This window comes from Delftia sp. (assembly GCF_059499305.1).
In genome coordinates, this window is sequence record NZ_JCABYI010000036.1 from 76,362 (window position 1) to 101,363 (window position 25,002).

General features: G+C 68.1%; 23 protein-coding genes. 10 read left to right on the forward strand and 13 right to left on the reverse strand.

The window, feature by feature from the left end:
• Positions 1–73 precede the first annotated feature (73 nt).
• Together guaD and dcd are read left to right on the forward strand one after the other, a co-directional pair.
• Entirely contained in the window at positions 74–1,366 is a 1,293-nt protein-coding gene (gene guaD / locus AC5I49_RS24975; RefSeq protein ID WP_479930113.1) for a guanine deaminase, read from the forward strand.
• A gap of 68 nt (positions 1,367–1,434) precedes the next feature.
• Positions 1,435–2,007, forward strand: a complete 573-nt coding sequence (gene dcd / locus AC5I49_RS24980) for a dCTP deaminase (protein ID WP_013803686.1) — start codon at positions 1,435–1,437, stop codon at positions 2,005–2,007.
• A gap of 195 nt (positions 2,008–2,202) precedes the next feature.
• Here dcd and nadB read toward each other — a convergent pair whose 3' ends face one another.
• The 4 genes from nadB to AC5I49_RS25000 all read right to left on the reverse strand — a co-directional run bounded on the left by nadB (position 2,203) and on the right by AC5I49_RS25000 (position 7,708).
• On the reverse strand, positions 2,203–3,705 hold the full coding sequence (nadB, locus tag AC5I49_RS24985; protein WP_495790060.1) for an L-aspartate oxidase: 1,503 nt from the start codon (positions 3,703–3,705) through the stop codon (positions 2,203–2,205).
• Between the two features lie 10 nt (positions 3,706–3,715).
• Positions 3,716–4,849, reverse strand: coding sequence for a quinolinate synthase NadA (nadA, locus tag AC5I49_RS24990; protein WP_495790061.1), 1,134 nt, complete (start codon positions 4,847–4,849; stop codon positions 3,716–3,718).
• A 144-nt stretch (positions 4,850–4,993) separates the two neighbouring features.
• Positions 4,994–6,745 (reverse strand): sensor domain-containing diguanylate cyclase, encoded by a 1,752-nt coding sequence (locus AC5I49_RS24995; protein ID WP_016449011.1) that lies wholly within the window; start codon positions 6,743–6,745, stop codon positions 4,994–4,996.
• 15 nt (positions 6,746–6,760) lie between these two features.
• Complete coding sequence (locus AC5I49_RS25000; protein ID WP_016449010.1) at positions 6,761–7,708, reverse strand: delta(1)-pyrroline-2-carboxylate reductase family protein; 948 nt, start codon at positions 7,706–7,708, stop codon at positions 6,761–6,763.
• 101 nt (positions 7,709–7,809) lie between these two features.
• On the opposite strand from AC5I49_RS25000, the gene AC5I49_RS25005 reads away from it, so the two are divergent.
• From AC5I49_RS25005 to AC5I49_RS25015, 3 genes are all read left to right on the forward strand, one after another.
• On the forward strand, positions 7,810–8,166 hold the full coding sequence (locus tag AC5I49_RS25005; RefSeq protein ID WP_227468495.1) for a hypothetical protein: 357 nt from the start codon (positions 7,810–7,812) through the stop codon (positions 8,164–8,166).
• 108 nt (positions 8,167–8,274) lie between these two features.
• On the forward strand, positions 8,275–9,156 hold the full coding sequence (gene ypfJ / locus AC5I49_RS25010) for a KPN_02809 family neutral zinc metallopeptidase (RefSeq protein WP_016449008.1): 882 nt from the start codon (positions 8,275–8,277) through the stop codon (positions 9,154–9,156).
• 185 nt (positions 9,157–9,341) lie between these two features.
• Entirely contained in the window at positions 9,342–10,838 is a 1,497-nt protein-coding gene (locus AC5I49_RS25015) for a DEAD/DEAH box helicase (RefSeq protein ID WP_016452606.1), read from the forward strand.
• A gap of 78 nt (positions 10,839–10,916) precedes the next feature.
• Here AC5I49_RS25015 and AC5I49_RS25020 read toward each other — a convergent pair whose 3' ends face one another.
• Positions 10,917–11,762, reverse strand: coding sequence for a symmetrical bis(5'-nucleosyl)-tetraphosphatase (locus tag AC5I49_RS25020; protein WP_016449006.1), 846 nt, complete (start codon positions 11,760–11,762; stop codon positions 10,917–10,919).
• 24 nt (positions 11,763–11,786) lie between these two features.
• On the opposite strand from AC5I49_RS25020, the gene AC5I49_RS25025 reads away from it, so the two are divergent.
• The 3 genes from AC5I49_RS25025 to AC5I49_RS25035 all read left to right on the forward strand — a co-directional run bounded on the left by AC5I49_RS25025 (position 11,787) and on the right by AC5I49_RS25035 (position 15,078).
• Entirely contained in the window at positions 11,787–13,100 is a 1,314-nt protein-coding gene (locus tag AC5I49_RS25025) for a hemolysin family protein (RefSeq protein WP_016449005.1), read from the forward strand.
• A 100-nt stretch (positions 13,101–13,200) separates the two neighbouring features.
• Positions 13,201–13,494, forward strand: a complete 294-nt coding sequence (locus AC5I49_RS25030; protein WP_016449004.1) for an H-NS histone family protein — start codon at positions 13,201–13,203, stop codon at positions 13,492–13,494.
• Positions 13,495–13,869: 375 nt separating this feature from the next.
• Positions 13,870–15,078: an FAD-dependent monooxygenase gene (locus AC5I49_RS25035; protein WP_016452603.1), complete on the forward strand. Its 1,209-nt coding sequence runs from the start codon at positions 13,870–13,872 to the stop codon at positions 15,076–15,078.
• 18 nt (positions 15,079–15,096) lie between these two features.
• Here AC5I49_RS25035 and AC5I49_RS25040 read toward each other — a convergent pair whose 3' ends face one another.
• The gene (locus tag AC5I49_RS25040) at positions 15,097–16,395 is read right to left on the reverse strand and encodes an MFS transporter (protein ID WP_016449002.1); all 1,299 of its coding nucleotides are present in this window, start codon (positions 16,393–16,395) and stop codon (positions 15,097–15,099) included.
• 91 nt (positions 16,396–16,486) lie between these two features.
• Positions 16,487–17,362: a tryptophan 2,3-dioxygenase gene (kynA, locus tag AC5I49_RS25045; RefSeq protein ID WP_495790062.1), complete on the reverse strand. Its 876-nt coding sequence runs from the start codon at positions 17,360–17,362 to the stop codon at positions 16,487–16,489.
• Positions 17,363–17,525: 163 nt separating this feature from the next.
• Here kynA and ada point away from each other — a divergent pair, with 163 nt between their 5' ends.
• Positions 17,526–18,434: a bifunctional DNA-binding transcriptional regulator/O6-methylguanine-DNA methyltransferase Ada gene (gene ada, locus AC5I49_RS25050; RefSeq protein ID WP_495790090.1), complete on the forward strand. Its 909-nt coding sequence runs from the start codon at positions 17,526–17,528 to the stop codon at positions 18,432–18,434.
• The gene (locus AC5I49_RS25055) at positions 18,431–19,435 is read left to right on the forward strand and encodes a DNA-3-methyladenine glycosylase family protein (RefSeq protein WP_495790063.1); all 1,005 of its coding nucleotides are present in this window, start codon (positions 18,431–18,433) and stop codon (positions 19,433–19,435) included. The genes ada and AC5I49_RS25055 overlap by 4 nt, the downstream gene beginning before the upstream one ends.
• A gap of 17 nt (positions 19,436–19,452) precedes the next feature.
• On the opposite strand, the gene kynU is transcribed toward AC5I49_RS25055, so the two are convergent.
• The 6 genes from kynU to AC5I49_RS25085 all read right to left on the reverse strand — a co-directional run bounded on the left by kynU (position 19,453) and on the right by AC5I49_RS25085 (position 24,842).
• On the reverse strand, positions 19,453–20,757 hold the full coding sequence (gene kynU / locus AC5I49_RS25060; RefSeq protein ID WP_034365330.1) for a kynureninase: 1,305 nt from the start codon (positions 20,755–20,757) through the stop codon (positions 19,453–19,455).
• 52 nt (positions 20,758–20,809) lie between these two features.
• The gene (kynB, locus tag AC5I49_RS25065) at positions 20,810–21,439 is read right to left on the reverse strand and encodes an arylformamidase (protein WP_043824042.1); all 630 of its coding nucleotides are present in this window, start codon (positions 21,437–21,439) and stop codon (positions 20,810–20,812) included.
• Between the two features lie 4 nt (positions 21,440–21,443).
• Positions 21,444–22,841, reverse strand: coding sequence for an amino acid permease (locus AC5I49_RS25070; protein WP_016448996.1), 1,398 nt, complete (start codon positions 22,839–22,841; stop codon positions 21,444–21,446).
• 99 nt (positions 22,842–22,940) lie between these two features.
• Positions 22,941–23,726 carry a helix-turn-helix domain-containing protein gene (locus AC5I49_RS25075; protein WP_016448995.1) on the reverse strand — a complete coding sequence of 262 codons (786 nt, stop codon included), beginning with the start codon at positions 23,724–23,726 and terminating at the stop codon, positions 22,941–22,943.
• 12 nt (positions 23,727–23,738) lie between these two features.
• Complete coding sequence (locus AC5I49_RS25080) at positions 23,739–24,359, reverse strand: LysE family translocator (RefSeq protein WP_192366967.1); 621 nt, start codon at positions 24,357–24,359, stop codon at positions 23,739–23,741.
• A 105-nt stretch (positions 24,360–24,464) separates the two neighbouring features.
• Positions 24,465–24,842, reverse strand: coding sequence for a RidA family protein (locus tag AC5I49_RS25085; RefSeq protein WP_013803668.1), 378 nt, complete (start codon positions 24,840–24,842; stop codon positions 24,465–24,467).
• Positions 24,843–25,002: the final 160 nt, after the last annotated feature.

Here is a 25,002-nt window from a genome sequence, read left to right on the forward strand (position 1 = left end):
GGTGGCGCCTGCCGATGGCGCCTATAGCGCTGCGGATATGGCATCTGCCTGTCCGCCCGCTAAGCTTGGCGGCATGCAAATCTACCGTTCCTCATTGCTGCGTTTTGCCGACGATGGCCAGGCGCTCTACGACGAAGACGGCCTGCTGGCCGTCGCCCCGGATGACAGGGGGCAGCAGCGCGTCGTCGCCGCCGGCAGCTGGCAGGCGCTGCAGGCGCAGTTCACCGGACAGCCGGGCGCCGAAGTCACCCATCTGCCGGGCCGCATGCTGGCGCCAGGCTTCATCGACCTGCACATCCACTATCCGCAGACCGATGTGATCGGCGCGCCTGCCGCAGGCCTGCTGCCCTGGCTGGAGAAATACACCTTCCCTCATGAGTCGGCCTTCTGCGAACGCGCGCATGCCGACAGCGTGGCCGAGTTCTTCCTGGACGAGCTGCAGCGCAACGGCGTGACCACGGCGCTGGCCTTTGCCACCTCGCACCCGGGGTCGGTCGATGCGCTCATGGGCGCGTCGCAGGCCCGCGGCATGCGCATGATCACGGGCAAGGTCCTGCAGGACCGCCACAGTCCCGACGGCGTGCGCGACCAGACCGAACAAAGCCTGATCGACACCGAAAACCTGATCCAGCGCTGGCATGGCGTGGACCGCCTGGGCTACGCGATCACGCCGCGCTTTGCGCCCACCAGCACGCATGAGCAGCTGCGCGGCGCGGGCGAGCTGGCCGCACGCTACGCCGATGTCTGGATCCAGTCGCACGTGGCCGAGAACCTGGACGAAGTGCGCTGGGTGGCCGAACTCTTTCCGAAGGCCCGCAGCTATCTGTCGGTCTACGACGACTTCGGCCTGATGCGCGAGCGCGCCGTCTACGCGCACTGCATCCACCTGGACGATGAAGACCGCGCCCTGATGCGTGAACGCAGCACCGCCGCCGCCGTGAGCCCCACCAGCAACCTGTTCCTGGGCAGCGGCTTCTTCGACTTTGCGCGGGCCGACGCCGCGCAGTTCCTCTACGGCCTGGCCAGCGACGTGGGCGGCGGCATGAGCTTCAGCCCTTTCCGCACCATGCAGGCCGCCTATGTGGCGGGCCGCGAGGGCCAGACCAAGCAGGGCCTGAGCCTGTCTCCGGGCAACCTGTGGTGGCAGCACACGGCGGGCGCGGCGCGCGCCCTGGGCCTGGCGGGCCAGGTGGGCAACCTGCAGCCGGGCTGCGAGGCCGACTTCGTGGTCATCAACCCGGCCTGCACGCCGCTGCTCGAGCGCAAGACCCGCCAGGCGGGGAGCCTGGACGAGCTGCTGTTCGCCATGATCATCCTGGGCGATGACCGCCTGATCGAGCGCACCGTCGTTTCTCAAGCAAAATAGCGCCTTTGCGCCAGTGCCCGGCCGGGTGCTGGCGCCTGACAAGTGCAGCTAGGGAACGAGGAATTGCCATGAGCATCAAGAGCGACAAGTGGATCCGTCGCATGGCCGAGGATCACGGCATGATCGAGCCTTTCGAGCCGGCCCAGGTTCGCAACGTCGATGGCCGCAAGATCATCAGCTACGGCACCAGCAGCTATGGCTACGACATCCGCTGCGCACCCGAATTCAAGGTGTTCACCAACATCCACAGCACCGTGGTGGACCCCAAGAACTTCGATGAAAAGAGCTTCGTCGATTTCGAGGGCGACAGCTGCATCATCCCGCCCAACAGCTTCGCGCTGGCGCGCACGGTCGAGTACTTCCGCATCCCGCGCAACGTGCTGACCATCTGCCTGGGCAAAAGCACCTACGCGCGCTGCGGCATCATCGTCAACGTCACGCCCTTCGAGCCCGAATGGGAAGGCTATGTGACGCTGGAGTTCTCCAACACCACGCCGCTGCCCGCCCGCATCTACGCCGGCGAGGGCTGCGCCCAGGTGCTGTTCTTCGAGAGCGATCCCGACGATGTCTGCGAGGTCAGCTACCGCGACCGTGGCGGCAAGTACCAGGGCCAGGTGGGCGTGACGCTTCCCAAGGCCTGACGGCTTTGGCCCGGAAGACAAGGCCCGCAGCGAAAGCTGCGGGCCTTTTTCATCGCTGGGCCGCCCCAAGATGAAAAGCGGCCCCCTCGGGGGGCAGCGGACCTTGCGCAGCAAGGGTAGCGTGGGGGTCATTCTTCATCGCCGGGCCGCCCCAAGATGAAAAGCGGCCCCCTTGGGGAGCGTGGGGGTCATTCTTCATTCCACCAGCGCCGGTGTGGCGTCGATGCGCGAATGCGCGCCGCAGCTCTCGCGCCGTGCGGCGGCAGCCGTGGCCATGAGCCAGCAGACATCGAGCTGGTTGCGCAGCGCATTGCCTGCGGCAGGTGCCAGCCTTTCCCGCCATGCCGCAATGCGCTGCACGGCCTGCGCCAGGCCCTGGTCGCTGCGCTGTATGCCCACGCAGTCCTGCATGAGCTGGCGCAACTCCTGTGCGATGGCGGCCGTGTCCTGCTCCTGTGCGCCGGCCTGCAGGGTTTCGGTCGGCCGGGCCAGCGCCGGGGCGGCTGCTGGCTGCTGCGCGATGGCCCGGGCGGCCGCGCGGCCCATCACCACGCATTCGAGCAGCGAATTGCTGGCCAGCCGGTTGGCGCCGTGCAGTCCGGTGCGCGCCACCTCGCCGATGGCGCGCAGGCCATCGACATCCGTGCGCCCGTCGATATCGGCCAGCACGCCGCCGCAGGCGTAGTGGGCGCAGGGGGCCACGGGAATCGGCTGCGTCGCAATGTCGATGCCATGGCTGGCGCACAGGGCCATCACGCCCGGGAAATGCGACTGCAGCCAGGCGCGAGGCCTGTGGCTGATGTCCAGGTGCACGAAGGCCAGGCCATGGCGGTCCATCTCGTGCCGGATGGCCCGGGCCACGATGTCGCGCGGCGCCAGTTCGGCCCGCTCGTCATGGGCAGGCATGAAGCGCGTGCCGTCCGGCAGGCGCAGCAGGGCGCCTTCGCCACGCAATGCCTCGGAGACCAGGCCGGCCGCGCGGCCGCCCACCTGCAGGGCCGTGGGATGGAACTGCATGAACTCCAGATCACTCACGCGGCAGCCCGCGCGCCAGGCCATGGCCACGCCATCGCCCGTGGCGGTGGCCGGGTTGGTGGTGGCTGGATAGACCTGCCCCAGCCCGCCCGTGGCCAGCACGGTATGCGCGGCATGCCAGCGCTGCTGGCGGCCATCGGGCAGGCGCACCAGCGCGCCTGTGCAGTGCGCAGGCTGTCCTTCGGTCAGCAGGTCCAGCGCGCTGGTGTGTTCATGCAGATCGATGTTCGCGCGCTCCCGGCAGGCGCGCAGCAGGGCGGCGTGCACGGCCTGGCCGGTGCAGTCTGCGGCATGCACGATGCGGCGGCGGCCGTGGCCGCCCTCGCGCGTGAGGTGCAAGCCACCGCTGTCGTCACGCGTGAAAGGCACGCCGTGGGCCACCAGCCAATCGATGGCGGCAGGCGCCTGCTCAAGGATGGCGCGCACGGCCTGTGCATCGCACTGGCCTGCGCCCGCGACCAGGGTGTCTGCCACGTGGTCGTCGATGCTGTCCTGTGCATCCAGCACGGCGGCAATGCCGCCCTGGGCCCAGGCGCTGGCACATTCCTCGGCCGCGCCCTTGCTGAGCAGGGCCACGCGCAGATGCGGCGGCAGCGACAGGGCGGCGGCCATGCCGGCCAGGCCGGCGCCGATGATGAGTACGTCTGTGCAAGGCTGTGTCATGGCGCTGTCCTCAGGCGGGACCGAAGTGCTGGAAGAGCGCCGCATCGCGCGCAAGGTCGCCGCTGGCGCGCACGGGCTGGCGGTGGCCGGCCGCGAAAGCCAGCATGCGTTCGATGGGCCGGCGCGCGGCCTGGGCGATGGCGGGATCCACCTCGATGGCGCACAGGCCCTGCTCCAGGGCCAGCTCCACGCCCTGCAGGCTGTTCATCGCCATCCACGGGCACATGGCGCAGCTCTTGCAGGTGGCGCCCTGGCCGGCCGTGGGCGCGGGCAGGAAGGTCTTGCCCGGGTAGCGCATGCGCATGTCGTGCAGGATGCCCTGGTCGGTGGCGACGATGAAGGTGTCGGTGGGCAGCCGGCCAGCCGCGTTGATGAGCTGGGTGGTGGAGCCCACCACGTCCGCCTGGGCGGCCACGGCGGCCGGCGACTCGGGATGCACGAGGATGGCGGCCTGCGGATACTCCAGTGCCATGGCGGCCAGTTCGTCGGCCTTGAACTCGTCATGGACCAGGCAGGAGCCATGCCACAGCAGCATGTCGGCGCCGGTCTGGCGCTGGATGTGGGCGCCCAGGTGGCGGTCGGGAGCCCAGAGGATTTTCTCGCCGCAGGCGTGCAGGTGGGCCACGATGTCCTGTCCCACCGACGATGTGACCACCCAGTCGGCGCGCGCCTTCACCGCCGCGCTGGTATTGGCGTAGACCACGACCGTGCGGTCCGGGTGGGCGTCGCAAAAGGCGCTGAACTCGTCTGCCGGGCAGCCCAGGTCCAGCGAGCAGCTGGCGTCGTCGTCTGGCATGAGCACGCGCTTTTCCGGGCTGAGGATCTTGGCGGTCTCTCCCATGAAGCGCACGCCGGCCACGACCAGGGTGCTGGCCTGGTGCTGGGCGCCGAAGCGCGCCATCTCCAGCGAATCGCCCACGCAGCCGCCGGTCTTGCGCGCCAGGTCCTGCAGTTCGCCATCCACGTAGTAGTGGGCCACGAGCACGGCATCGCGCTCGTGCAGCAGGGCGCGTATGCGCTCGGTGGTCCGAAGGCGCTGGGCGCGGTCCAGTTCAGGGGGAATGCGGGCCCATGCCTCGCCGATGCCGCACTGGCCGGCGTGGGAGAAATGGGGCTTGTCGTACTGCACGGATTTGAGCTGCATGGTGGCCGTCCGGGACTGTGGAAAAGGTCTGGTGATGGCTGCGAATAATATGCTCAATTTGAGTATTAGTGTGATGTTTTTTCCCGCACTGGTGTTTTGCGGCAGGCGGCAAGCCGAGGGGGCAGAAAGCGGCGCGGGGCCGTCTCAGCGCTGAAGCTGCACGTTGTTGCGGCCTGCGCCCTTGGCCTCGTACAGCGCTTCGTCGCCACGGCGCAGCATGGCGGCGGCCGTGTCCGTGGTGCCGCGCAGCGTGGCCACGCCCACGCTGGCGGTGACGGGCTCGCCGTGGGCCATGGGCGTGGAGGCCAGCAGTTCGCGCAGTTGCTCTGCAATGGCCACGGCCGCGTCGGCCGTGGTGTCGGGCAGCAGGGCCAGGAATTCCTCGCCCCCCATGCGGGCCAGCACGTCGGACTCGCGCAGCCGCATGCGGAAGGCGCGCGCCAGGGTGCGCAGCACGGCGTCGCCCATGTCATGGCCATGCTGGTCGTTGATGCGCTTGAAGTGGTCCACGTCGATGACGAGCACGCTCAAGGGGCGGCCGCTGCGGCGCGCCAGCGCCATGGCGAAGTCCAGCTGGAAATCGAAGCCCCGGCGGTTGAGCAGGCCCGTGAGCGGATCGCTGCGCGCCTGGTGCTCCAGCTCGGCATTGGCCTGCTGCAGCTGCAGGGTGCGCTCGCGCACCTGGCGCTCCATGGCCTCGTTGGCCGAGCGCAGCTGGGCAATGCTGCCGCGCAGCGCCTGCGAGAGGCGGTGCACTTCGCGGCTGCTGTGCAGCTGCGGAATGTCCGGCGCCGCGCCGCTGCCATCGATGCCGTTGGCCGCGCGGGCCAGGCGCTTGAGGTCCTGGCTGAGCCTTCGTGCCACCAGCCAGGCGATGACGGCGGCCACCAGCGCCGCCGCCAGGCCGCCGGCCAGCACCTGGTGCATGGCCTGGCGCGCGGGCGCATAGGCGCTGTCGTGCGGCTGGCGGGCCACGATGTGCCAGCCCATGGCCGTCACCCGGTTGTGGGCCTGCAGCGGCACGGTGGCCGTCAGAAAGCTCTGCGGGCTGTCCTGCCAGCGCGCCACCTGCACGGGCAGCAGCGTGGCATCGGACGTATCGGCAGACACGGTATGGGCCACCGGCAGGCGCTGGTCCAGCGCCTGCAGCGGCTCCAGGCTGTCGCCCGGGGCGTGGATGATCTTGCCGTGGCGGTCAAAGATGAAGAGGCCGATCTGGCGATCCCCGCTGTCGGCCTGCTGCAAGGTCTGCATGGTCTCTCGCACCCATTCCCAGCTGCTGTGCATGCACAGCACGCCCTGCGTGAGTCCGCCCACGCGGATGGGCGCTGCAAAGTCCATGAACCGGCGCGGCGCGCCGTCGGCCGGGGGCGCAAGCAGCGCGGCCATGCGCGGCGAGGAGGCACGCACGTCGCCCACATGCACGCGCTGCAGCCCCGGCTCGAACCAGGGCCGGTCGCTGACATCGTGGCCCACCAGCAACTGGTCGGTGGCGCTGCGCACCGTGCCCTCGGCGTCGGCCACGCCTATCCAGAGGTTGGACGGCGTCAGCGAACGGGCGCGGTTGAGCAGCGCTCCCACGCCCGGGGAATCCAGCCCTTGCACCCACAGCTCCGGCGAAGCGGCCAGCACCTCCACGGTATGGGCACGGCTGAACAGCCCTTCAGACAACTGCCGCGCCGCGTTGGAGGCCATGGCATGCAGCGAGGCGCTGACCTCGCGCTCCATGCGCCAGCGCAGCAGTTCGCCGAAGGCCAGTGACATCAGCACCGTCACGCCCACCAGCAGCGAGCCGAAGACCAGGGCCAGTTGCGTGCGCAGGCCCAGGCGCTGCCAGCGGCCGGGCTCGGTGCTTGGGGGCGGGGCGGGGGAATCCGGGGGAGAAAGCTCGTTCAACGCAGAAATCCGTCGTCAACTGTTCTGAAGCGCAGCCCGGCGCATTGCCAGGCGGGTGGCCGCAAGGTCCCAGCCCCCCCATCCGCAGGATTTGAACAGCACCGGCACCTGCGGGCGCAGCCATTGCTCGCGCACCACCTGCTCCAGCGTGGGCAGGGCGGCCACGTCCATGCCCGCCTGCAGCAGATCACCGGCTTCGTGCAGCGCATCTGCGGTATCGACGACGACGCGGCCCGCCTGCGCAAGGTCCAGGCACAGGCTGGGCGCCAGCTCCACCATCTGCGGCGTGAAGGCGCCCACGGCCGATACAAAGGCATCGGCGCGCGGGGCTGCATGCAGCACCACGGCGCGGGCCGGCGTGCAGGTCACGATCAGCGGGCAATGGCGCGCGGCGGCCTCCAGATCCTGCACGGCACTGGCCTGCAGGCCCATGGCATGCGCCTGGCTGACCAGTGACTGGGCGCTTTCGGCGCTGCGCGATGCCACCTGGACCTCGCGCACGCCCAGGCCTGCTGCAAAGGCCTGCATATGGGCCAGGCCCTGCACGCCGGCGCCCACGATCAGCAGCGGGCCCTGCGGATTGGGAGCCAGCCTTTGCGCGGCCAGCAGCGATACGGCGGCCGTGCGCCGCGCCGTGACCGTGGGGCCGTCCAGGATCAGGCGGCGCTCGCCCGTGGCCACATCGAAGACCACCACATCGCCCTGGATGGTGGCGCGCGGCGTGCCGGCATTGCCGGGCGTGAGGCTGATCAGCTTGGTCATGGCCACCTGCCCATCGGTGGCGGGCATGCAAAACAGGCTGCCTCCTGCGGGCAGTGGCATCACGATGCGCGGCGGCACCTGCACTGCCCGGGGCTGCAGCAGTACAGCCGCGATCTCTTCGGCCAGCTCCTTCCAGGGCAGCAGGGCGGCCGTGGCCTGCGCGTCTAGGGCGGCGGAGGAGTGCGTGCTGGAATGGCTCATGGCCGCGACTGTACACAGTAGGCGCGCGCAGGCCAATGCGCGATGTGTCCGGTGGTGCACCCAGGCCCGCGCGGGCCTGCGCAGGCACTACGATGTCGCCTATGTCACAAAAGTCTTCTTATCCGCGCGAGGAGCCCAGCTGGGACGGTTCGGCGCGGCCCGAAGCTCCCCGCAAGGAATCGGCCCCGCGCTACGAGCAGCAGCGGCGCGGGCCCGCGCCCGAACCGTGGCAGCGCGAGGAGCCTCCCAGCGAACAGGCACCTGCGCCCCGCAGGCCCGGCGAGCCTGCACGCGAGCGGCGCAGGCGCGGCGGATGGGGGCTGGGCCTGGCGGTCGTCGTCGGCCTGTGCATCGTCGCCGCGCTGCTGGCCGGCATGGTGCTGGTGGCGCGCGAGCAGGTACTGCGCAGCCAGGCGCCGCCCGTCACTGCCCCCATGGCGGTGCAGCCCGTGCGCTGATACACGCCGTATCATTGCCGGGACTGCGGACGCTGCGGCCCCGCAGGTTCCGACGTAATATCGCCGCCCGATGCTGCAGGCCGCAGCACAGATCCAGGAGCGAACACCATGAGATGGGAAGGCAACCGCGAGTCGGACAATGTGGAGGACCGCCGTGATGACGGTGGTGGTGGCGGTGGTGGTCCCGTCTTTGGCGGGCGCAGCATCGGCATCGGCACCATCGTCATCGCCCTGGTCGGTGGCTGGGTGCTGGGCATCAATCCGCTGACCATCCTGGGGGCGCTCAGCGGCGGCGCGCCGGTGCAGGTGCAGCAGCCCCAGGGGCCGGCCCACAAGCCGCCGGCCGACGACCAGCTCGCCCGCTTCGTCTCCACCGTGCTGGCCGATACCGAGGATGTGTGGCGCGAGGTGTTCCGCCAGGGCGGCGCCCAATATGCCGATCCCAAGCTCGTGCTGTTCCGCGGCGCCACGCCCACGGCCTGCGGCACGGGCCAGTCCGCCATGGGGCCGTTCTACTGCCCTGCCGACCAGAAGGTCTATATCGACCTGGGCTTCTACGAGACGCTCAAGAACCAGCTCGGCGCCCCCGGCGATTTCGCACAGGCCTATGTGATTGCCCACGAGGTGGGCCACCACGTGCAGAACCTGCTGGGCATCAGCGCTCAGGTGGACCGTGCGCGGGGCCGCGTCAGCAAGGTCGAATACAACCATCTGTCGGTCAAGCTGGAGCTGCAGGCCGATTGCCTGGCCGGCGTCTGGGCGAACCGCGCGCAAAGCGCACGCCAGATCCTGGAGCAGGGCGATGTGGAGTCGGCCATGAATGCCGCTTCCAAGATCGGCGACGACGCCCTGCAGCGCGCCGGTGGCGGCGCCGTCGTGCCCGACAGCTTCACGCATGGCACCAGTGCCCAGCGCCAGCGCTGGTTCAGCACCGGTCTGCGCACCGGCAGCGTCAAGTCCTGCGACACTTTCTCGGCCGCTTCGCTTTGAAAAATGACCCCCGAGGGGCGCTGTCCCGTCTCGAGGCGGTGTCCCGGCGATGAAAAAATGCCCGCATAGCGGGCCCTCGTACCGGGTTTTTGCGGGTTGCGCTCACGCAACGCCATGCTTGTCCAGGTGCCAATTGGCGTTATTGCAACGCACAAATCGCGCTAGGTGCGACAATAGCGTCCTCAATGACAAGCTCTTTCTCCAATCTCCAACTGGCCGAGTCCCTGGCGCGCGCCGTGGCCGACATGGGCTACGAGTCCATGACGCCCATCCAGGCGCAGGCCATTCCGGTTGTTCTGACCGGCAAGGATGTCATGGGCGCAGCCCAGACCGGCACGGGCAAGACGGCAGCGTTCTCGCTGCCGTTGCTGCAGCGGCTGATGCGCCACGAAAATGCCTCCGCTTCGCCTGCACGGCACCCCGTGCGGGCGTTGGTGCTTTTGCCCACGCGCGAACTGGCGGACCAGGTGGCTCAGCAGATCGCCCAGTACGCCAAGTACACCAAGCTGCGCAGCACCGTGGTGTTCGGCGGCATGGACATGAAACCGCAGACGCTGGAACTGAAAAAGGGCGTCGAGGTGCTGGTGGCCACGCCGGGCCGGCTGCTTGACCATATCGAAGCCAAGAACGTGGTGCTCAACCAGGTCGAGTACGTGGTGCTCGACGAGGCGGACCGCATGCTGGACATCGGCTTCCTGCCCGACCTGCAGCGCATCCTGTCCCATCTGCCCAAGACACGCACCACCTTGCTGTTCAGCGCCACCTTCTCGCCCGAGATCAAGCGCCTGGCCGGCAGCTACCTGCAAGACCCCGTCACCATCGAAGTGGCCCGTCCCAACGAGACGGCGTCCACGGTGGAGCAGCGCTTCTACAGCGTCAGCGACGACGACAAGCGCTATGCGCTGCGTTCGCTGCTCAAGCAGCGCGAGATCCGCCAGGCCTTCGTCTTTTCCAACAGCAAGCTGGGCTGCGCCCGCCTGACGCGTGCCCTGGAGCGTGATGGCCTGCGCGCAACGGCGCTGCACGGCGACAAGAGCCAGGACGAGCGCCTGAAGGCGCTTGAAGCCTTCAAGCGCGGCGAGGTCGATCTGCTGGTGTGTACCGATGTCGCGGCCCGCGGCCTGGACATCAAGGACGTGCCGGCCGTCTTCAACTACGACGTGCCCTTCAACGCCGAAGACTATGTGCACCGCATCGGCCGCACGGGCCGCGCAGGCGCCTCCGGCATTGCCGTGACCCTGGTGACCAACCACGATGCGCGCCTGGTGGGCGAGATCGAGAAGCTCATCAAGAAGAAGATCAACGTCGAAACCTGCCCCATGGAAGATTTCCGCGGCAGCGCACCGCGTGGTCACCGTTTCGACGAGCTGCCGCGCCAAGGCGCTGGCGGCGGGTACGGTCGTGAACGGGATCGCGGCGGCGAGCGTGGCGATCGCGGTGCCGATGCCGCACGCGGCAGCACGGGCTTCGGCCATCGCGGCTCGCGCATGGCCCAGCGCCCGGCGCATTCCGACCCCTTCTTCGACAAGCCCTATGAGCCTTCGGCCAGCGCCGACGCCAACTGGGAAAGCCAGCGCGCTGCGCCCAAGGCCGGCGGCAACATCAAGCCCAAGCGCAAGCTGGCGGCGCTGTTCAAGGCACCGGTCGCGCCCGCCGCGCCCGTCGCCACCTCCGAGGTCTGAGCGCCGCACACGCGGCCTGCCTCCCGAATAACGCCTGCCTTGCAGGCGTTTTTTCATGGGTGCACGGGCTGCTCCTGATCAGCCTGGGGCCTGGGCCTGCGGGCAATCCACCTGGATCAGCTCCCTGTCCGCCAGATGGTCGCCGAAGCGCATCATGCTCAGGCAGCCACCCCAGACGCAGCCCGTGTCCAGCGCCACCAGATCGGGCCGGTTGATATGGCCCAGCGTGGACCAGTGGCCAAAGGCAATGGGCACGCCCGCCGTGGCGCGGCCCGGCACATCGAACCAGGGCATGAGTCCTGGCGCCGCCTGCTCTGCCGACTCCGTGCTGTCGAAATCCATGACCCCCTGAGCGCTGCAAAAACGCAGCCGGGTCAGCGCGTTGACGATGACACGCAGCCGTTCCCAGCCCTGCAGATCCGGCGACCAGCGATCGGGCTGGTTGCCGTACATGGCTTGCAGGAAATCCGGCAATTGCGCGCTGCGAAGTACCGTGTGCACCTCGCCTGCAAGGTCCATCACTTCCTGGGCGGTCCACTGCGGCAGCACGCCTGCGTGGACCATCAGCAGCTCATCGCCATGCACCGTGCGGTGGCTGCGCGCCAGCGGCTGCTGTCGCAGCCAGTCCAGGAGCTGGTCACGATCGGGCGCTTGCAGCACCTGGGCCAAGGTGTCGCGGCGGCTGTTGCGGCGCACGCCGTGGGCGGCGGCCAGCAGGTGCAGGTCATGGTTGCCCAGCAGGGCGCGCATGGAGTCGCCGGCGGCCATGCAGGTGCGCAGTACCTTGTCCGATGCCGGGCCGCGATTCACCAGGTCGCCGAGGATGTACAAGGTATCGCGGCTGGCGGAGAAATCCACGCGTTGCAGCAGGCGCTCAAAGGCGTCGTGGCATCCCTGGATATCACCGATACAGTAAAGTGCCATGGTCTTCTTTCTGATATACGAACCATGGATTTTCTGCTGATCGCGTTGCTTACGCTGCTCAATGGGGTGTTTGCAATGTCCGAATTGGCACTGGCCTCCAGCCGCAAGGCTCGGTTGGTGGCACTGGCTGAAACAGGCGACAAGGGAGCGGTGGCGGCACTGGCCTTGCTCGACAACCCCACGCAATTTCTTTCTTCGGTGCAGGTGGGCATCACCTCCATCGGCCTGCTCAACGGTATCCTGGGTGAGGCGGCCTTCAGCGACGGACTGGCCGCATGGCTGCTGGGCCTGGGCGTTCCAGAGCGCGCAGCCAGCATTTCGGCAACGGCAGTCGTCGTGACCGTGATCACCTTCGTCACCATCGTTTTCGGCGAGCTGGTGCCCAAGCGCATCGGCCAGCTCTATCCCGAAACCGTGGCCATCGTGGTCTCACGGCCCATGACGTGGGTGGCGTCGGCAGCCAAGCCTTTTGTGCGGCTGCTGGCCTTCTCCACCCGCGCCATGCTGACCTTGCTGCGCATCAATGAATCGGCGGCACGCTCCGTGACCGAGGAGGAGATCGCGGCCAGCCTTGCCGAGGGCCGCGATGCCGGCGTCATCGAGGCCAGCGAACACCAGATGGTGCAGAACGTCTTCCATCTCGATGACCGCTCGCTGACGTCGATCATGGTGCCGCGCGGCGATGTGCAATGGCTGGATGCCGACATGACCGTCACCGAGGCATTGCAGGCCTCGGCCGATGACCACGCAAAGGGCGGCCATTCCTGGTATCCGGTGTGCCGCAATTCCCTTGATGACGTGGTCGGCATCATCAGCGTGGCGCGCCTGCTGGCATTGGGTCCCGATGCGGCGGGCTCCACGCTCTACGAGCATGTACTGCCGGCCTCGTTCCTGCCCGAGACGCTCAGCGCCATGGAACTGCTGGAGCAATTGCGTGCCCGATCCGGGCGCATGGTGTTCGTGGTGGATGAATATGGCGTGGTGCAGGGCATCATGACGCCGCGCGATTTGCTGGAGGCGATTACCGGCGAGTTACAGCCTGTGACCGAAACGGAAGCATGGGCCATGCAGCGTGGGGATGGCTCCTGGTTATTGGACGGGCTGATGCCCATATCGGAGCTGAAGGCGCGCCTCGATATTCGTGACCTGCCCGATGAGCACCGTGGTCGATACAACACCGTTGCCGGCCTTCTCATGGCGGAAAGCGGTCATTTGCCGGTTCTGGGAGAGCGGATCAGCTGCGCGGGCTGGATCTTCGAGGTGATTGATCTCGATGGCAAACGCATTGACAAGGTGCTTGCCATTTCGGAATTATCCGAAGGCTCCTCGCTGCAATAGGCAACTGCGATATTGTGGATTTTGCTTACATGTGTCTTGCCCTGTAGGGCGATTATGTTTTTATAATGAAAGCTCTTAAACAACTTTCAAGGCGCACACCATGAGCTCTTACAAGGAATTGCTGAAGCAGCGACAGGAACTGGAGCAACAGATCCAGGAAGCGCGCAAGCGTGAACTGTCTGACGCCGTGGGCAAGGTTCGCAATTTGATTGCCGAATATGGCCTGACTGCGGATGACGTCTTTCCTTCGGCTCGTGGTCGCGGCAATGCGGGTGCAACGGGCACCAAGGTGGCGCCCAAGTACCGTGATCCCGCCACTGGCCAGACCTGGACCGGACGCGGCAAGCCGCCGAAGTGGATTCAGAATCAGGACCGCGAAAAGTTCGTCATCTGATTTTTCCATCGCGCATGTTGAAAGAGCCCGCCTTGTGCGGGCTTTTTTCATTGGCACGGCCATTTGTCAAAAATTGACTCGGTTGAGAATGACTATCATGCGCTGTGCAAAGCGTGGGCCTGTGCACGGACATTGCGCGGCGGCGATGCCAGGGCCGATTTCTGGCGGTAACGCAAAATGCACAGTGCCAGTGATGCACCTTGCGGCAGTTTGGAGCATGCGAGGTGGGTGTTTCCGGGTCTTGGCGTCTCAACGCATGGCGGATGCATGCGTGTTTCAGACAAATCCGATGATTTTTTGATTTTCTTCAGTGGTGGCCGACTTGAATATCCAGGCACCAGCCACCATGGGCGAAGGCAGGGGCACAATACGCGCATGAACAAGCAGGTGTTGATTGCCGGCGGCGGCATTGGTGGCCTGGCTGCCGCGATTGGTGCATCGCGGGCGGGCTGGGAAGTGCGTCTTTTCGAACAGGCACGCGTGCTCAGCGAAGTGGGGGCTGGAATCCAGCTGGGGCCGAATGTGGTGCGCCGCCTGCAGGCCTGGGGCCTGCAAAAGCCGCTGCAGCAGGTGGTGGCGCTGCCGGACAGCCTGCGGGTGCGCAGCGCCGCCACAGGGCAGGAACTGGGGCACATGCCTCTGGGCAGCGAGGCCGTGCATCGCTACGGCGCTGCTTACGCCACCATCCACCGGGCCGATCTGCAGCAGCTGCTGCGGGAAGCCGCTCAGACTTATCCGGGCATGCACCTGAACCTGGGCCAGCCCATCGAGAGCTTTTCCGAGACTGACGGCGTGGTCACCGTGCGAACCCAGGCCGGCAAGCTGATCGAAGGCGATGCCCTGGTCGCCGCCGACGGCGTGCGCAGCGTCCTGCGCCAGCAGCTGCTGGGCGACGGCCCGCCTCGTGTCACCGGGCACCTGGCCTACCGCGCCCTGGTGCACCAGGCCCAGTTGCCCAAGCGGCTGCGTGCCACCGATGTCACGGCCTGGCTGGGCTCGCGCATGCATGCCATCCAGTACCCCGTGCGCCGGGGCGAGCTGCAGAACCTGGTGGTCATCGTCCAGGGCCCGGCGCCCGAGGACCTGGCGAACTGGGACCACGCGGGCAATCTCGATGATCTGGTGCGGGTGCTGCAGGGCAGTTGCCCGCATCTGCTGGACCTGATCCAGCATGTGCCTGCCGCTGGCGGTGACTGGCGGCTGTGGCCGGTGGGCGATCGCCCGCCCGTGCAATCGGCCGCGCAGATGGCGCGCGGCGTGGTGGCCTTGCTGGGCGATGCCGCCCACCCCATGCGACCCTATCTGGCCCAGGGCGCCGGCATGGCGATTGAAGATGCAGCGGAGCTGCAGCGCGCCCTGTCCATGCATGACCTGGATGTGAACATGCGCCTGCGCCGCTACGCGCTCAATCGCTGGCAGCGCAATGCGCGCGTGCAGGCGCGCTCGCAGCGCAATGGCCGCATCTTCCATGCCACGGGTCCGGTGCGCTGGGGGCGTGACCTGTCGCTGCGCCTGCTGGGCTCCCGGCTGATGGATCTGCCCTGGCTGTACCGTGGCGATGGCTCGGCCGCCAACGCCTTGTAGAGGCACAGACTCCGGCCGCTAGGCGGATGCCTGGCGCAGCAGCGGCGAGGAGGGCAGGAAACGGAACGCGGTCGACGCGCCCACCAGCGTGGCCGCAATCGAGATCATCACGGCCTTGTAGGGCTCCACGCCCCAGGCCTCGGCCCAGGCCGCCACCCAGCCCGTGAACCATTGCACCAGGGCCACACCCAGGAACATGGCCATGGTGAACAGCGACAGTGCGCGGCCGGTCATCTCTGGGGGGTAGGAAGCGCGCACATCGGCGTACTGCAGCACCGAATAGCCGGACAGCAGGCCCATGGCGAAGATCAGCGCCACATTGGTCCAGCCATGGTGCAAAAAGGCCATGAGCATGAACAGGCTGCCCATGAGCAGCGAGTAATTGGTGAGCCAGCGCCGGCGCCGTCCTGGGCCGGGATCCATGCGCCCGAAAATCGCGGGGCTGAACAGCGAGATCATCGATACGACCAGCGCCACATTGCCGCTTTCCACCAGCGAAAAGCCATAGCGATGGATGAGCAGCGGCCCCAGCCACAGGCCGCGCAGCGCCAGAAACGATGCATAGCAGGCCATGGCCAGCAGGACGATACCCAGGGTGTGCGGCAGCGTGAACAGCTCGGCCATGCGGCGTGCCGCCACGCCCCAGCTTTCCCGTGCGGCGGTCTGTGCTCCGCGGCGGGCGGGCTCGTGCACGCGCCACCAGATCAGCAGCCACGACAGGGCCGACATCACGGCCAGCAGCGCAAAGCCCGAGCGCCAGCCGAAATGCTGGACCAGCCAGGCCAGCGGCGTGCCTGTGAACAGCAGCCCCAAGCCGCCCACGCCCATGCCCACGCCCGACAGAAAGGCGAAGCGGTCCATGGGAAAGTGGCGCGAGATGAACATGGTGCAGGCCAGGAAGGCCGGCGAGCAGCCCACGCCGATCAGCAACTGGCCCACCATCAGCCAGCCGTAATTGGGTGCGGCGGCGGACAGTGCCGATCCCGCGATCGCCAGCGGAAACGACAGCAGCACCGTGCGGCGCAGGCCGTAGAGATCCATGCCGATGCCCATGAGCAACTGGGCCACGCCGAAGGACAGTCCGAACAGGCCCGCAAAGGCCCCCAGCGACTGGGCCGTAAGCCCGAAATCCTGCTGCAGGCCGGTCGCCATGACCGAGGTCGTGGTACGAAAGGCCTGGCTCAGCGCAAAGGCCGAGAGCAGGGCCAGCAGCATGGCCCACAGCAGCTGGCTGCGTGGCGGCGGTGCTGCGGTGGAGGTCTGCGAAGCCTCTGTGTGTGTGTTGTTGTGTGGGGGCTGTTGCGGCGCTGCGGACACGGTATTTCTCCTGGCGCCGCAGCTTACCCGTTTGCGCGCATGCGCGCTGTCGCCACCGCAGCGGTCTGCCGTCGGTGGCGCCCGCCAGTTCTTACAGCTCGGTGCGCAGCGCCCAGATTTCGGGGAACAGCACCACGTCCAGCATCTTGCGCAGGTAGCTGACGCCGCCGGTGCCGCCCGTGCCGCGCTTGAAGCCGATGACGCGCTCCACCGTGGTCAGATGGCGGAAGCGCCAAAGTCGGAAGGCGTCCTCGATGTCGGCCAGCTTTTCGCCGAGCTGGTACAGGTCCCAGTGCTGGTGGGGATCGCGGTAGACCGTGATCCAGGCCTGCTTGACGCCTTCGCTGGCCTCGTAGGGCTGGGTCCAGTCTCGCTCCAGCCGGTCGGCGGGCACCTCGATGCCCTCGCGCGCCAGCAGTTGCAGGGACACGTCGTAGAGCGAGGGCGAGCGCCATGCCGCCTCCACCTGGGCCAGCAGATCGGGCCGGTGGGCATGGGGCTGGAGCATGGCGGCATTCTTGTTGCCCAGGGAGAACTCGATGCAGCGGTACTGGTAGCTCTGGAAGCCGCTGGAGCTGGCCAGGTAGGGACGCATGGCCGTGTACTCGGGCGGCGTCATGGTGGACAGCACGGTCCAGGCGCTGACCAGTTGCTCCATGATGCGGCTGACGCGGGCCAGCATCTTGAAGGCGTCGGCGCGCGTGCCGCCTGCGATGGCGGCCGTGGCGGCGCGGACCTCATGCAGCATCAGCTTCATCCACAGCTCGCTGGTCTGGTGCTGGATGATGAACAGCATCTCGTCATGCGCGGGCGACAGCGGGTGCTGTGCCGTGAGGATCTGGTCCAGGTGCAGGTAGTCGCCATAGCTCATGGACTGGCTGAAGTCCAGCTGGGCGCGCTCCTCTTTGACGATGGATTCGGTGCGGCCGGAGCTGTTCATGGGACAGCCGGAGTGTTCGGTGGTCATGTGGGAGTCTCGCAAGTCTCGATGCGGAAAATGCAGGGCGCAGCGTAACCGAATCCCGCGCAGCAATCCTGCGGCTTGCAAGAAGCGGGATGCGCGCCCGCGCCGGGCTGCGTAGAGTAAGGCATCCGATGATCCTGAAAGACATGCCGTGTCCCACCAAGCCATGAATCAAGCCAGCGATGCCCCTGCCAACCCCGCTGCCCTGGTGGCCCGATGCTGCCGCTGGCTGGAGACCGAGGAGCCGCCCCCCGCCCTGGGCGCGCTGGCAGAACGCTCCGGGCTGAGCCCCTGGCAGCTGCACCGATTGTTCAAGCAGGCCACGGGCCTCACGCCCAAGGCCTATGCCAAGGCGCACCGCGCGCGTGCGCTGCGCCAGGCGCTGCAGCCAGGCAAGAGCGACTCGGTCACCGATGCCGCCTACCTCAGCGGCTATGCGGCCAGCAGCAGTTTCTACCGCGATGCAGGCGCCATGCTGGGCATGGCGCCCGGTGACTACCGGCGCGGCGGCATGCGCCAGACCATCCGCTTTGCGGTGGCCGAATGCACGCTGGGCAGCATCCTGGTGGCCAGCACCGATCGCGGCGTGTGCTGCGTGCTGCTGGGCGACGATGCCGAGGCCCTGGTGCAGGACCTGCAGCAGCGCTTTCCGCTGGCCGAACTGGTGGGCGGCGATGCCGGATTCGAGCACACCGTGGCCCAGGTCGTGGCCCTGGTCGAGCAGCCGCGCCGGGGCCTGGCACTGCCGCTGGATGTGCAGGGCACGGCCTTCCAGCAGCGCGTATGGCAGGCGCTGTGCGCCATTCCCGCCGGGCAGACGCTGAGCTATTCGGAACTGGCCCTGCGCCTGGGCATGCCCACGGGTGCCCGGGCCGTGGCCAGCGCCGTCGCGGCCAACCCCATTGCCGTGGCCGTGCCCTGCCACCGCGTGGTGCGCAACGACGGCAGCATCTCCGGCTACCGCTGGGGCGTGGAGCGCAAGCGCGCCCTGCTGCTGCGCGAGGCGCGCCAGGCGCAGGAGGCGGCTGGCAAGGACGCTGGGCACGCATCGCTGCGCCAGGCAGGAAGCGCATGAGCGGGCAGGGGCAGGGGCGAGGGCGTGGCACCGGCCAGACCTATCAGGCGCAGCAGCAACTGACGCTGCCGGCCGGCTACCGCATGACCGAGTTCTGGGGCTTTCACCGGCGCGATGCCCAGCGCCTGTCCGAATGCGATCTGCAGGATGGCGGCACCATCCGCATGCACAAGGGCCTGATGTGGAAAGGCCTTCCCACGCTGCTCACCCTGGAGCTGACGCAGCAGTGCGAAGAGGCGGCCGTGGTCCAGGCCCGATGGCACCTGCCCGCCGATGCGGGCGCAATCACCGGCATGGACGATGTGCTGGCCGCCATGCTGCGGCGCATGTTCGGACTGTCCCAGGATGTGGGGGAGTTCGAGCGCCGCTTTGGCCGCCATGAGCGGCTGGGACCGCTGCTGGCGCGCCAGCCTGGCCTGCATGTGCCCGCGGCCTGCACGCCCTGGGAGGCGCTGAGCTGGGCCGTCACCGGGCAGCAGATCAGCGTGGCGGCAGCCGTGTCGCTGCGCCGCCGCCTGATCGCCGCAGCCGGCCAGCCGGTGGCGCTGCACGATGGCCATGCCGACGCGCCGCAGCAGCTGTGGTGCATGCCGGAGGCCGCGCAGGTGGCGCAGCTGAGCGAGGACGACCTGCGCGCAGCCGGCTTTTCGCGGAGCAAGACGCACACGCTGCGCCTGCTGGCGCAGGCCGTGCAGTCGGGTGAATTGCCGCTGGACGACTGGGCGGCCTTGCCTGAACTGCCGGTGGCCGAGATCCGCGGGCGGCTGCTGGCTCTCAAGGGGATAGGCCCGTGGACCGTGAACTACATGCTGCTGCGCGGCTATGGCCACCTGGACGGCCCGTTGCACGGCGATGTGGCCGTGCGCCGCGCCCTGGCGCGGCTGCTGGAGACGGAATCCGTGGACGCCGCGCAGACCGAGTTGTGGCTGCGGGACTTCGCGCCCTGGCGCGCCCTGGTCGCGGCCCATCTCTGGGCCTCGCTGTCGTCCACGGCGTTCTGAAGGGCTGGCTCCAGGCTTCAGGTCACCGCATTGACGCGGTTGAACTCCGGCTTGCGCCATTCGCCCGATTCCAGCACCTGGCGCAGGTGCTCCACGGCATGCCAGACATCTTCGAATCCCACGTACAGCGGCGTGAAGCCGAAGCGCAGGATGTCCTTGTGCAGGCCCGTGCCGTCGCCCTTGCGGAAGTCGCCGATCACGCCGCGCGCGATCAGCGCCTGCACGATGGCATAGGCGCCGCTGTCCTTGCCGTCCACGCCCAGCCCCTCCTCGCGCGTGAGGCAGACCTGGGAGCCGCGCCGGCCGTGCTCGCGCGGCGTGGCCAGGCCCAGGCCGTGGCCCTGGCAGCGTTCCTCGACCAGGGCGATGAACAGGTCGGTCAGCGCCAGCGACTTGTTGCGCAGCGCGTCCATGCCGCCCAGCGGCTCCACGGCAGTGAACACGTCCAGGCCGCACTGCAGCACGCTCAGGCTGACCATGGGCTGGGTGCCGCACAGGTAGCGCTGTATGCCCTGGGCCGGGTGGTAGTCCGGCACGAACTTGAAAGGCTCGGCATGGCCGAACCAGCCCGACAGCGGCTGCCAGAAGCGGTTGATCAGGCGCGGGTTGGCCCAGACAAAGGCCGGCGCGCCCGGGCCGCCGTTGAGGTACTTGTAGCTGCAGCCGATGGCGAAGTCTGCATTCGCTCCCTTGAGATCGACAGGCACGGCGCCCGCGCTGTGGCACAGGTCCCAGACGCAGAGAATGCCCTTGCCCTGCGCGGCAGCCGTCACGGCAGCCATGTCGTGCATGGCGCCCGTGCGGTAGTTCACATGGGTGAGCATGCAGATGGCGACCTCGTCGGTCAGCGCATCGGCAATCTCCTCGGGTTCGAGCAGCACCAGCTCCAGGCCGTATTCCTGGCAGACCGACTGGGCGATGTAGAGGTCGGTGGGGAAGTTGCTGCGCTCGCTGATCAGGCGCTTGCGCTGCGGCGCGTCCTCGCGCGCGATGCGGGCCGCAGCCGTCAGCACCTTGTAGAGGTTGATGGAGGCCGTGTCGGTGAACACCAGCTCGCCCGCGCCCACGCCCAGCCAGGGGGCGAACTGGTCGCCCAGGCGCTGGGGCAGGCTGATCCATCCGGCATCGTTCCACGAGCGGATCAGGCCCTGGGCCCATTCCTGCTGCACCACCTCGGCCACGCGCGCGGCGGCGGCGCGGGGGCTGGCGCCCAGCGAATTGCCGTCAAGGTAGATCACGCCTTCGGGCAGCGTGAATTGGTCGCGCAGGGCGCGCAGCGGGTCTTGCGCATCGAGGGTGAGGCAGTCTTGCAGGCTCGTCACGGGGTCTCCTTGGGTATGGAAAAGGCGAAAGGCGAAAGGTGCGGCCCGGGAATCAGGCCAGGGCACGCAGCACGGCGCGCACGGGCGAGGCATCGGCCTCGACCAGCTTGAGCGGCAGGGCGATGAGCTCGTAGTCGCCCTCGGCCACCTCGTCCAGCACCAGGTTCTCCAGTACGCGCAGGCCGCGCCGGCGGATCACCTGGTGGCTGTCCAGGCTCTTGCTGCTGGCCGGGTCGATGCTGGCCGTGTCAATGCCGATGAGCTTCACGCCCAGGTCGGCCAGACGCTCGACCGTGGCCGGTGCATAGGCTGCCAGTTCCTGGTCCCAGGTGGTGGGGGCGCGCTCGTAGGTGCGCACCAGCACGCGTGCCGGAAGATGCTCCACGGCGTGGGCGATGTGCTCCCATTCGACCAGCGGTCCCTTGCCGATGGCGTGGATCACGCGGCAGGGGCCGAGGAAGGCGTCGAGATCCACGTTGCCGATGGATGCCCCGTCGGCGTCATAGTGCAGCGGTGCATCGGCATGCGCTCCCACATGGGGCGACAGCGTGATGGCGCTGACATTGACCGGGCAGCCCGGCCCGATGGTGGCGCACCATTGCTGGCTGTAGGCCGTGTCGCCGGGAAAGACGGGGCTGGCGGCCTGCACGGCCGGGGAGATGTCCCAGAGTCTGCGGGTCATGGTTTCACTCCTTCGGGGCGGTTCGGGCGGCCTGTGCGCGCGGCCGGTACCACAGCGCATACACCAGGGCCAGCAGGCCCAGGAAGGGCAGGCCCGTGAGCAGCGTCATGTGGAAGACCTCGGTGAAATAGGTGGTGACGATCACGCCCAGCATCAGCGCGGCGCCGGCCAGCGTGAACAGCGGATAGCCCCACATGCGGAACTGCAGGCGCTGGCCCGGATGCTCGCGCGACCAGCGCGCGCGGAAAAACAGATGGGTCACGAAGATCATGAACCAGGTGAACATGGCGCCGAACATGGACACGGACATCATCCACAGCAGCGAGCCTTCGGGCTTCCACAGGTTCACGGCCACGGCCACGGCAATGCCCAGGCAGGAGATGGCAATCGCCGCCACGGGCACGCCGCGGCTGTTCAGCCGCCCGAACACCGAGGGCGCATAGCCGCCGCGCGACAGGCTGAACATCATGCGCGAGGTCACATACAGCTGGCTGTTCATGGCCGACAGCGCGGCCACCAGCACCACGAAGTTGATGATGCTGGCAGCGCCCGGGATGCCGATGATCTCCATAACCTTCACGAAGGGGCTCTTGTCCGTGCCGGCCTGCTGCCAGGGCACGATGGCCAGCATCAGCGCCAGCGTCAGCAGGTAGAAGATCACCAGGCGCGCCATGGTGGTGCGAAAGGCCCGGGTGATGGCGCGCTTGGGGTCCTCGGCCTCGCCAGCCGCCACGGCCACGGCCTCCAGGCTCAGGTAGCTGAAGATGGCGATGATCACGGCCACCCAGGTGCCCCACAGGCCCTTGGGGAAGAAGCCGCCATCGGCCGTGTAGTTGAAAAAGCCGATGCCCTGGGGCTGCGAGCCGAACACCACCCAGGCGCCGATCAGGATGAAGGCCACGATGGCGATGATCTTGACCATGGAAAAGCCGTACTCCACCTGGCCGAAGGCCTTGACGCTGCTGGCGTTGACGGCCACCAGCGCGCCCGAGAACACCACCACCCAGATCCAGCGCGGCACGTCGGGGAACCAGTAGCCCATGTAGATGCCTATGGCCGTCACCTCCATGCCCACGGCCAGCACCACGGCGGCCCAGTAGGCATAGCGGACCATGAAGCCGGCCATCGGGCTGATGTAGTGCTCGGCATAGGCGCCGAACGAGCCCGAGGTCGGATGGGCCACCGTCATCTCGGCCAGGCAGCCCATGAGCAGCAGCGAGATCAGCGCGCCGATGGCGTAGCTGACCAGCACGCTGGGGCCGGCGAATCCGATGGCGAAGGCGCTGCCCATGAAAAGGCCGGTGCCGATGGCGCCTCCGATGGCGATCATCACCATCTGGGCGGCGGACAGCTGCTGGCGCAGGCCGGTTTCTCGTTGCTGAATGTCTTGGAAGGCGGCCATGGTGCGCGGCGGTTGGGGGCTGAAAGCGGAAGGCGTAAGTATCTGCGCTTTCACCGCCGGCTCCGGGCTGGCCGCTGCAAAACCATGGGAGGGTCCGGCTCAGGCTCCGCGTGCGTAGCAGCCCGGCGTCAGCGCATGGTGGGCCTTGAAGGCGCGCTGCAGGTGGGCCTGGTCGGCAAAGCCCATGGCATAGGCCGCATCGGACAGCGCCGCCCCCGTGGCCAGCAGGCGGCGCGCGCCGTTGATGCGCAGGTTCAGGCGGTAGCTGCCGGGCGTCATGCCCGTGGCCGCCTTGAAGCGGCGGATGAAGCGCGTGGCGCTCATGCCGCATTCCTGGGCCAGGGACTGCACGGTCAGGCCTGCATCGGGTCCTGCATGCAGGCGCTGCAGCGCGGGGGCCAGGGCCGCCGCATCGCCGGGCAGGGGCAAGGCTGCGGGCTGGGCACAGCGGTCCAGCAGGTGCTCCAGGCCCAGGGCCAGGCGGTCGGCGGCGGCCGCGCCATCGACGGGGCGGCACAGGCCATCCACCAGGCGGGCGATGTCCGCATCCGTGAGCGTGCGCCGGGGAAAGCGCAGCGCGGCCACGCCCAGCCGCGCGTGCAGCCAGTCGGCATCGACAAACAGCATGCGGTAGGACCATGGCGCGCCGGGGTCGGGATTGCAGGCATGCCAGGCGCCGGGCTCGATCAGCACCACGCCGCCCGCCTCCACGGGCTGCGGGCCGTGGGCATGGTGGAACACGGTGCGGCCCGCGTCCACGATGCCGATCGAGTACTCGGCATGCATGTGCAGCCGAAAGCAATGCGGCGAGCGCGCGCTGTCGCGCAGCTCGGCCCAGGGAGCGGCCGGATGGCGGTGGAATCGGTGGGGAGAGGCTGAAGTCATGGCGGCCAGCCATCATGCCAGCATGGCCGCCACGCTGGCGACCAGCAGCAGGGCCAGCAGGCGGTGGAACAGGCGCTGGCGGCGTTCGGTGCGCAGCCAGCCCGAAAGCAGCTGCCCTAGCAGCGCCCAGCTGCCGACCCCCACCAGGCAGGCCAGCAGCGAGATGGCGCAAAACTGCAGCAGCGCCCACGGCGCATTCGCGTGGGGCAGCACGAACAGGCCCACGCCGGCCAGCGCCACCAGCCAGGCCTTGGGGTTGAGCGTCTGCACGGCCGTGCCCTGCAACAGTGCTTGCAGCAGGGCCTGCAGCGTGCGCTGCGATCCGCCGTTTTGCTGCCTCCCGGCCTGGCCCACAGGCGCATTGGCCAGCCGCCAGGCCAGCCACAGCAGATAGGCGGCGCACAGCCACTGTGCGGCCGTGGACAGCTGCGGCAGCGTCTGCAGCAGCCACTGTGCTCCCTGGCCCATGACCCAGACCACGGCCGCATAGCTGGCGCTGGCGCCCAGCACATAGGCGGCAGAGACCAGGCGCGAGCGGGCTGCGCCGTGGCGCAGGGCCAGCACATTGACGGGGCCGGGCGTGATGGCGCCCACGAGGGTGAAGACGCCCATGGCGAGCAGCGAGGAGGACATGAGATTTCGCGCGGACGCAGGACTGCACAAGGCACGCAGTCTCGTCCCGCACGCCGGCCCTGTATTGAACGCAATTGCGGGGCGCCGGCATGTCCGTCACAGCCTCTAGGGGAGCATGGCGTAGGCCACGATCTCCAGCTTCATGCCCGGCACCACCAGCGCCGAAATCCCCATGCTGGAGCGGTTGGGATAGGGCGCCTCGAAGAACTCGCGGTACACGGCGTCGATGGCCGGCATGTCGGCCACGTCGGTCATGTAGATCAGCACCTGGGTCACATGCGCCAGCGTGCCGCCTGCGGCCTGCAGCGCGTTGCGCAGGTTGGTGAAGGTCAGGCGCGCCTGCTGTTCGATGGGGCCGGTGTCGATGCTGCCGTCGGGCCGCACGGGGCCGTGGGCCGTGAACAGCATCTGGCCGCTGGCCTTGACGGCCCAGGAGAAGGGCTGCTTGAGCGGCGGCAGTCCCACGTCGATGATTTGCTTCATGGATTTCCTTGTGTTTTGACTACATGCGAAGGCATGGTGTTCTTGCGCCGGAAACTTGGCGCGGCCCATCGGCGGACGCCGAGCAAGGGCCTAGGCCGGCCGCGCCGCCCCGCAGCGATGGTGTGGTCCCGCGCCCGCGCAGCGAGAGCGGGGGAAGCGG

What these genes read in the sequence shown, in the direction of transcription:
- AC5I49_RS25080 (WP_192366967.1), bottom strand. Translation starts at nt 24,359, where the DNA reads ATGTCCTCCTCGCTGCTCGCCATGGGCGTCTTCACCCTCGTGGGCGCC.
- AC5I49_RS25075 (WP_016448995.1), bottom strand. Translation starts at nt 23,726, where the DNA reads ATGACTTCAGCCTCTCCCCACCGATTCCACCGCCATCCGGCCGCTCCC.
- nadA (WP_495790061.1), bottom strand. Translation starts at nt 4,849, where the DNA reads ATGCAGCTCAAATCCGTGCAGTACGACAAGCCCCATTTCTCCCACGCC.
- kynA (WP_495790062.1), bottom strand. Translation starts at nt 17,362, where the DNA reads ATGACCACCGAACACTCCGGCTGTCCCATGAACAGCTCCGGCCGCACC.
- AC5I49_RS25000 (WP_016449010.1), bottom strand. Translation starts at nt 7,708, where the DNA reads ATGAGCCATTCCAGCACGCACTCCTCCGCCGCCCTAGACGCGCAGGCC.
- nadB (WP_495790060.1), bottom strand. Translation starts at nt 3,705, where the DNA reads ATGACACAGCCTTGCACAGACGTACTCATCATCGGCGCCGGCCTGGCC.
- ypfJ (WP_016449008.1), top strand. Translation starts at nt 8,275, where the DNA reads ATGAGATGGGAAGGCAACCGCGAGTCGGACAATGTGGAGGACCGCCGT.
- AC5I49_RS25085 (WP_013803668.1), bottom strand. Translation starts at nt 24,842, where the DNA reads ATGAAGCAAATCATCGACGTGGGACTGCCGCCGCTCAAGCAGCCCTTC.
- AC5I49_RS25005 (WP_227468495.1), top strand. Translation starts at nt 7,810, where the DNA reads ATGTCACAAAAGTCTTCTTATCCGCGCGAGGAGCCCAGCTGGGACGGT.
- AC5I49_RS25015 (WP_016452606.1), top strand. Translation starts at nt 9,342, where the DNA reads ATGACAAGCTCTTTCTCCAATCTCCAACTGGCCGAGTCCCTGGCGCGC.
- ada (WP_495790090.1), top strand. Translation starts at nt 17,526, where the DNA reads ATGAATCAAGCCAGCGATGCCCCTGCCAACCCCGCTGCCCTGGTGGCC.
- AC5I49_RS25020 (WP_016449006.1), bottom strand. Translation starts at nt 11,762, where the DNA reads ATGGCACTTTACTGTATCGGTGATATCCAGGGATGCCACGACGCCTTT.
- guaD (WP_479930113.1), top strand. Translation starts at nt 74, where the DNA reads ATGCAAATCTACCGTTCCTCATTGCTGCGTTTTGCCGACGATGGCCAG.
- kynB (WP_043824042.1), bottom strand. Translation starts at nt 21,439, where the DNA reads ATGACCCGCAGACTCTGGGACATCTCCCCGGCCGTGCAGGCCGCCAGC.
- dcd (WP_013803686.1), top strand. Translation starts at nt 1,435, where the DNA reads ATGAGCATCAAGAGCGACAAGTGGATCCGTCGCATGGCCGAGGATCAC.
- AC5I49_RS25035 (WP_016452603.1), top strand. Translation starts at nt 13,870, where the DNA reads ATGAACAAGCAGGTGTTGATTGCCGGCGGCGGCATTGGTGGCCTGGCT.
- AC5I49_RS25030 (WP_016449004.1), top strand. Translation starts at nt 13,201, where the DNA reads ATGAGCTCTTACAAGGAATTGCTGAAGCAGCGACAGGAACTGGAGCAA.
- AC5I49_RS25070 (WP_016448996.1), bottom strand. Translation starts at nt 22,841, where the DNA reads ATGGCCGCCTTCCAAGACATTCAGCAACGAGAAACCGGCCTGCGCCAG.
- AC5I49_RS25055 (WP_495790063.1), top strand. Translation starts at nt 18,431, where the DNA reads ATGAGCGGGCAGGGGCAGGGGCGAGGGCGTGGCACCGGCCAGACCTAT.
- AC5I49_RS25025 (WP_016449005.1), top strand. Translation starts at nt 11,787, where the DNA reads ATGGATTTTCTGCTGATCGCGTTGCTTACGCTGCTCAATGGGGTGTTT.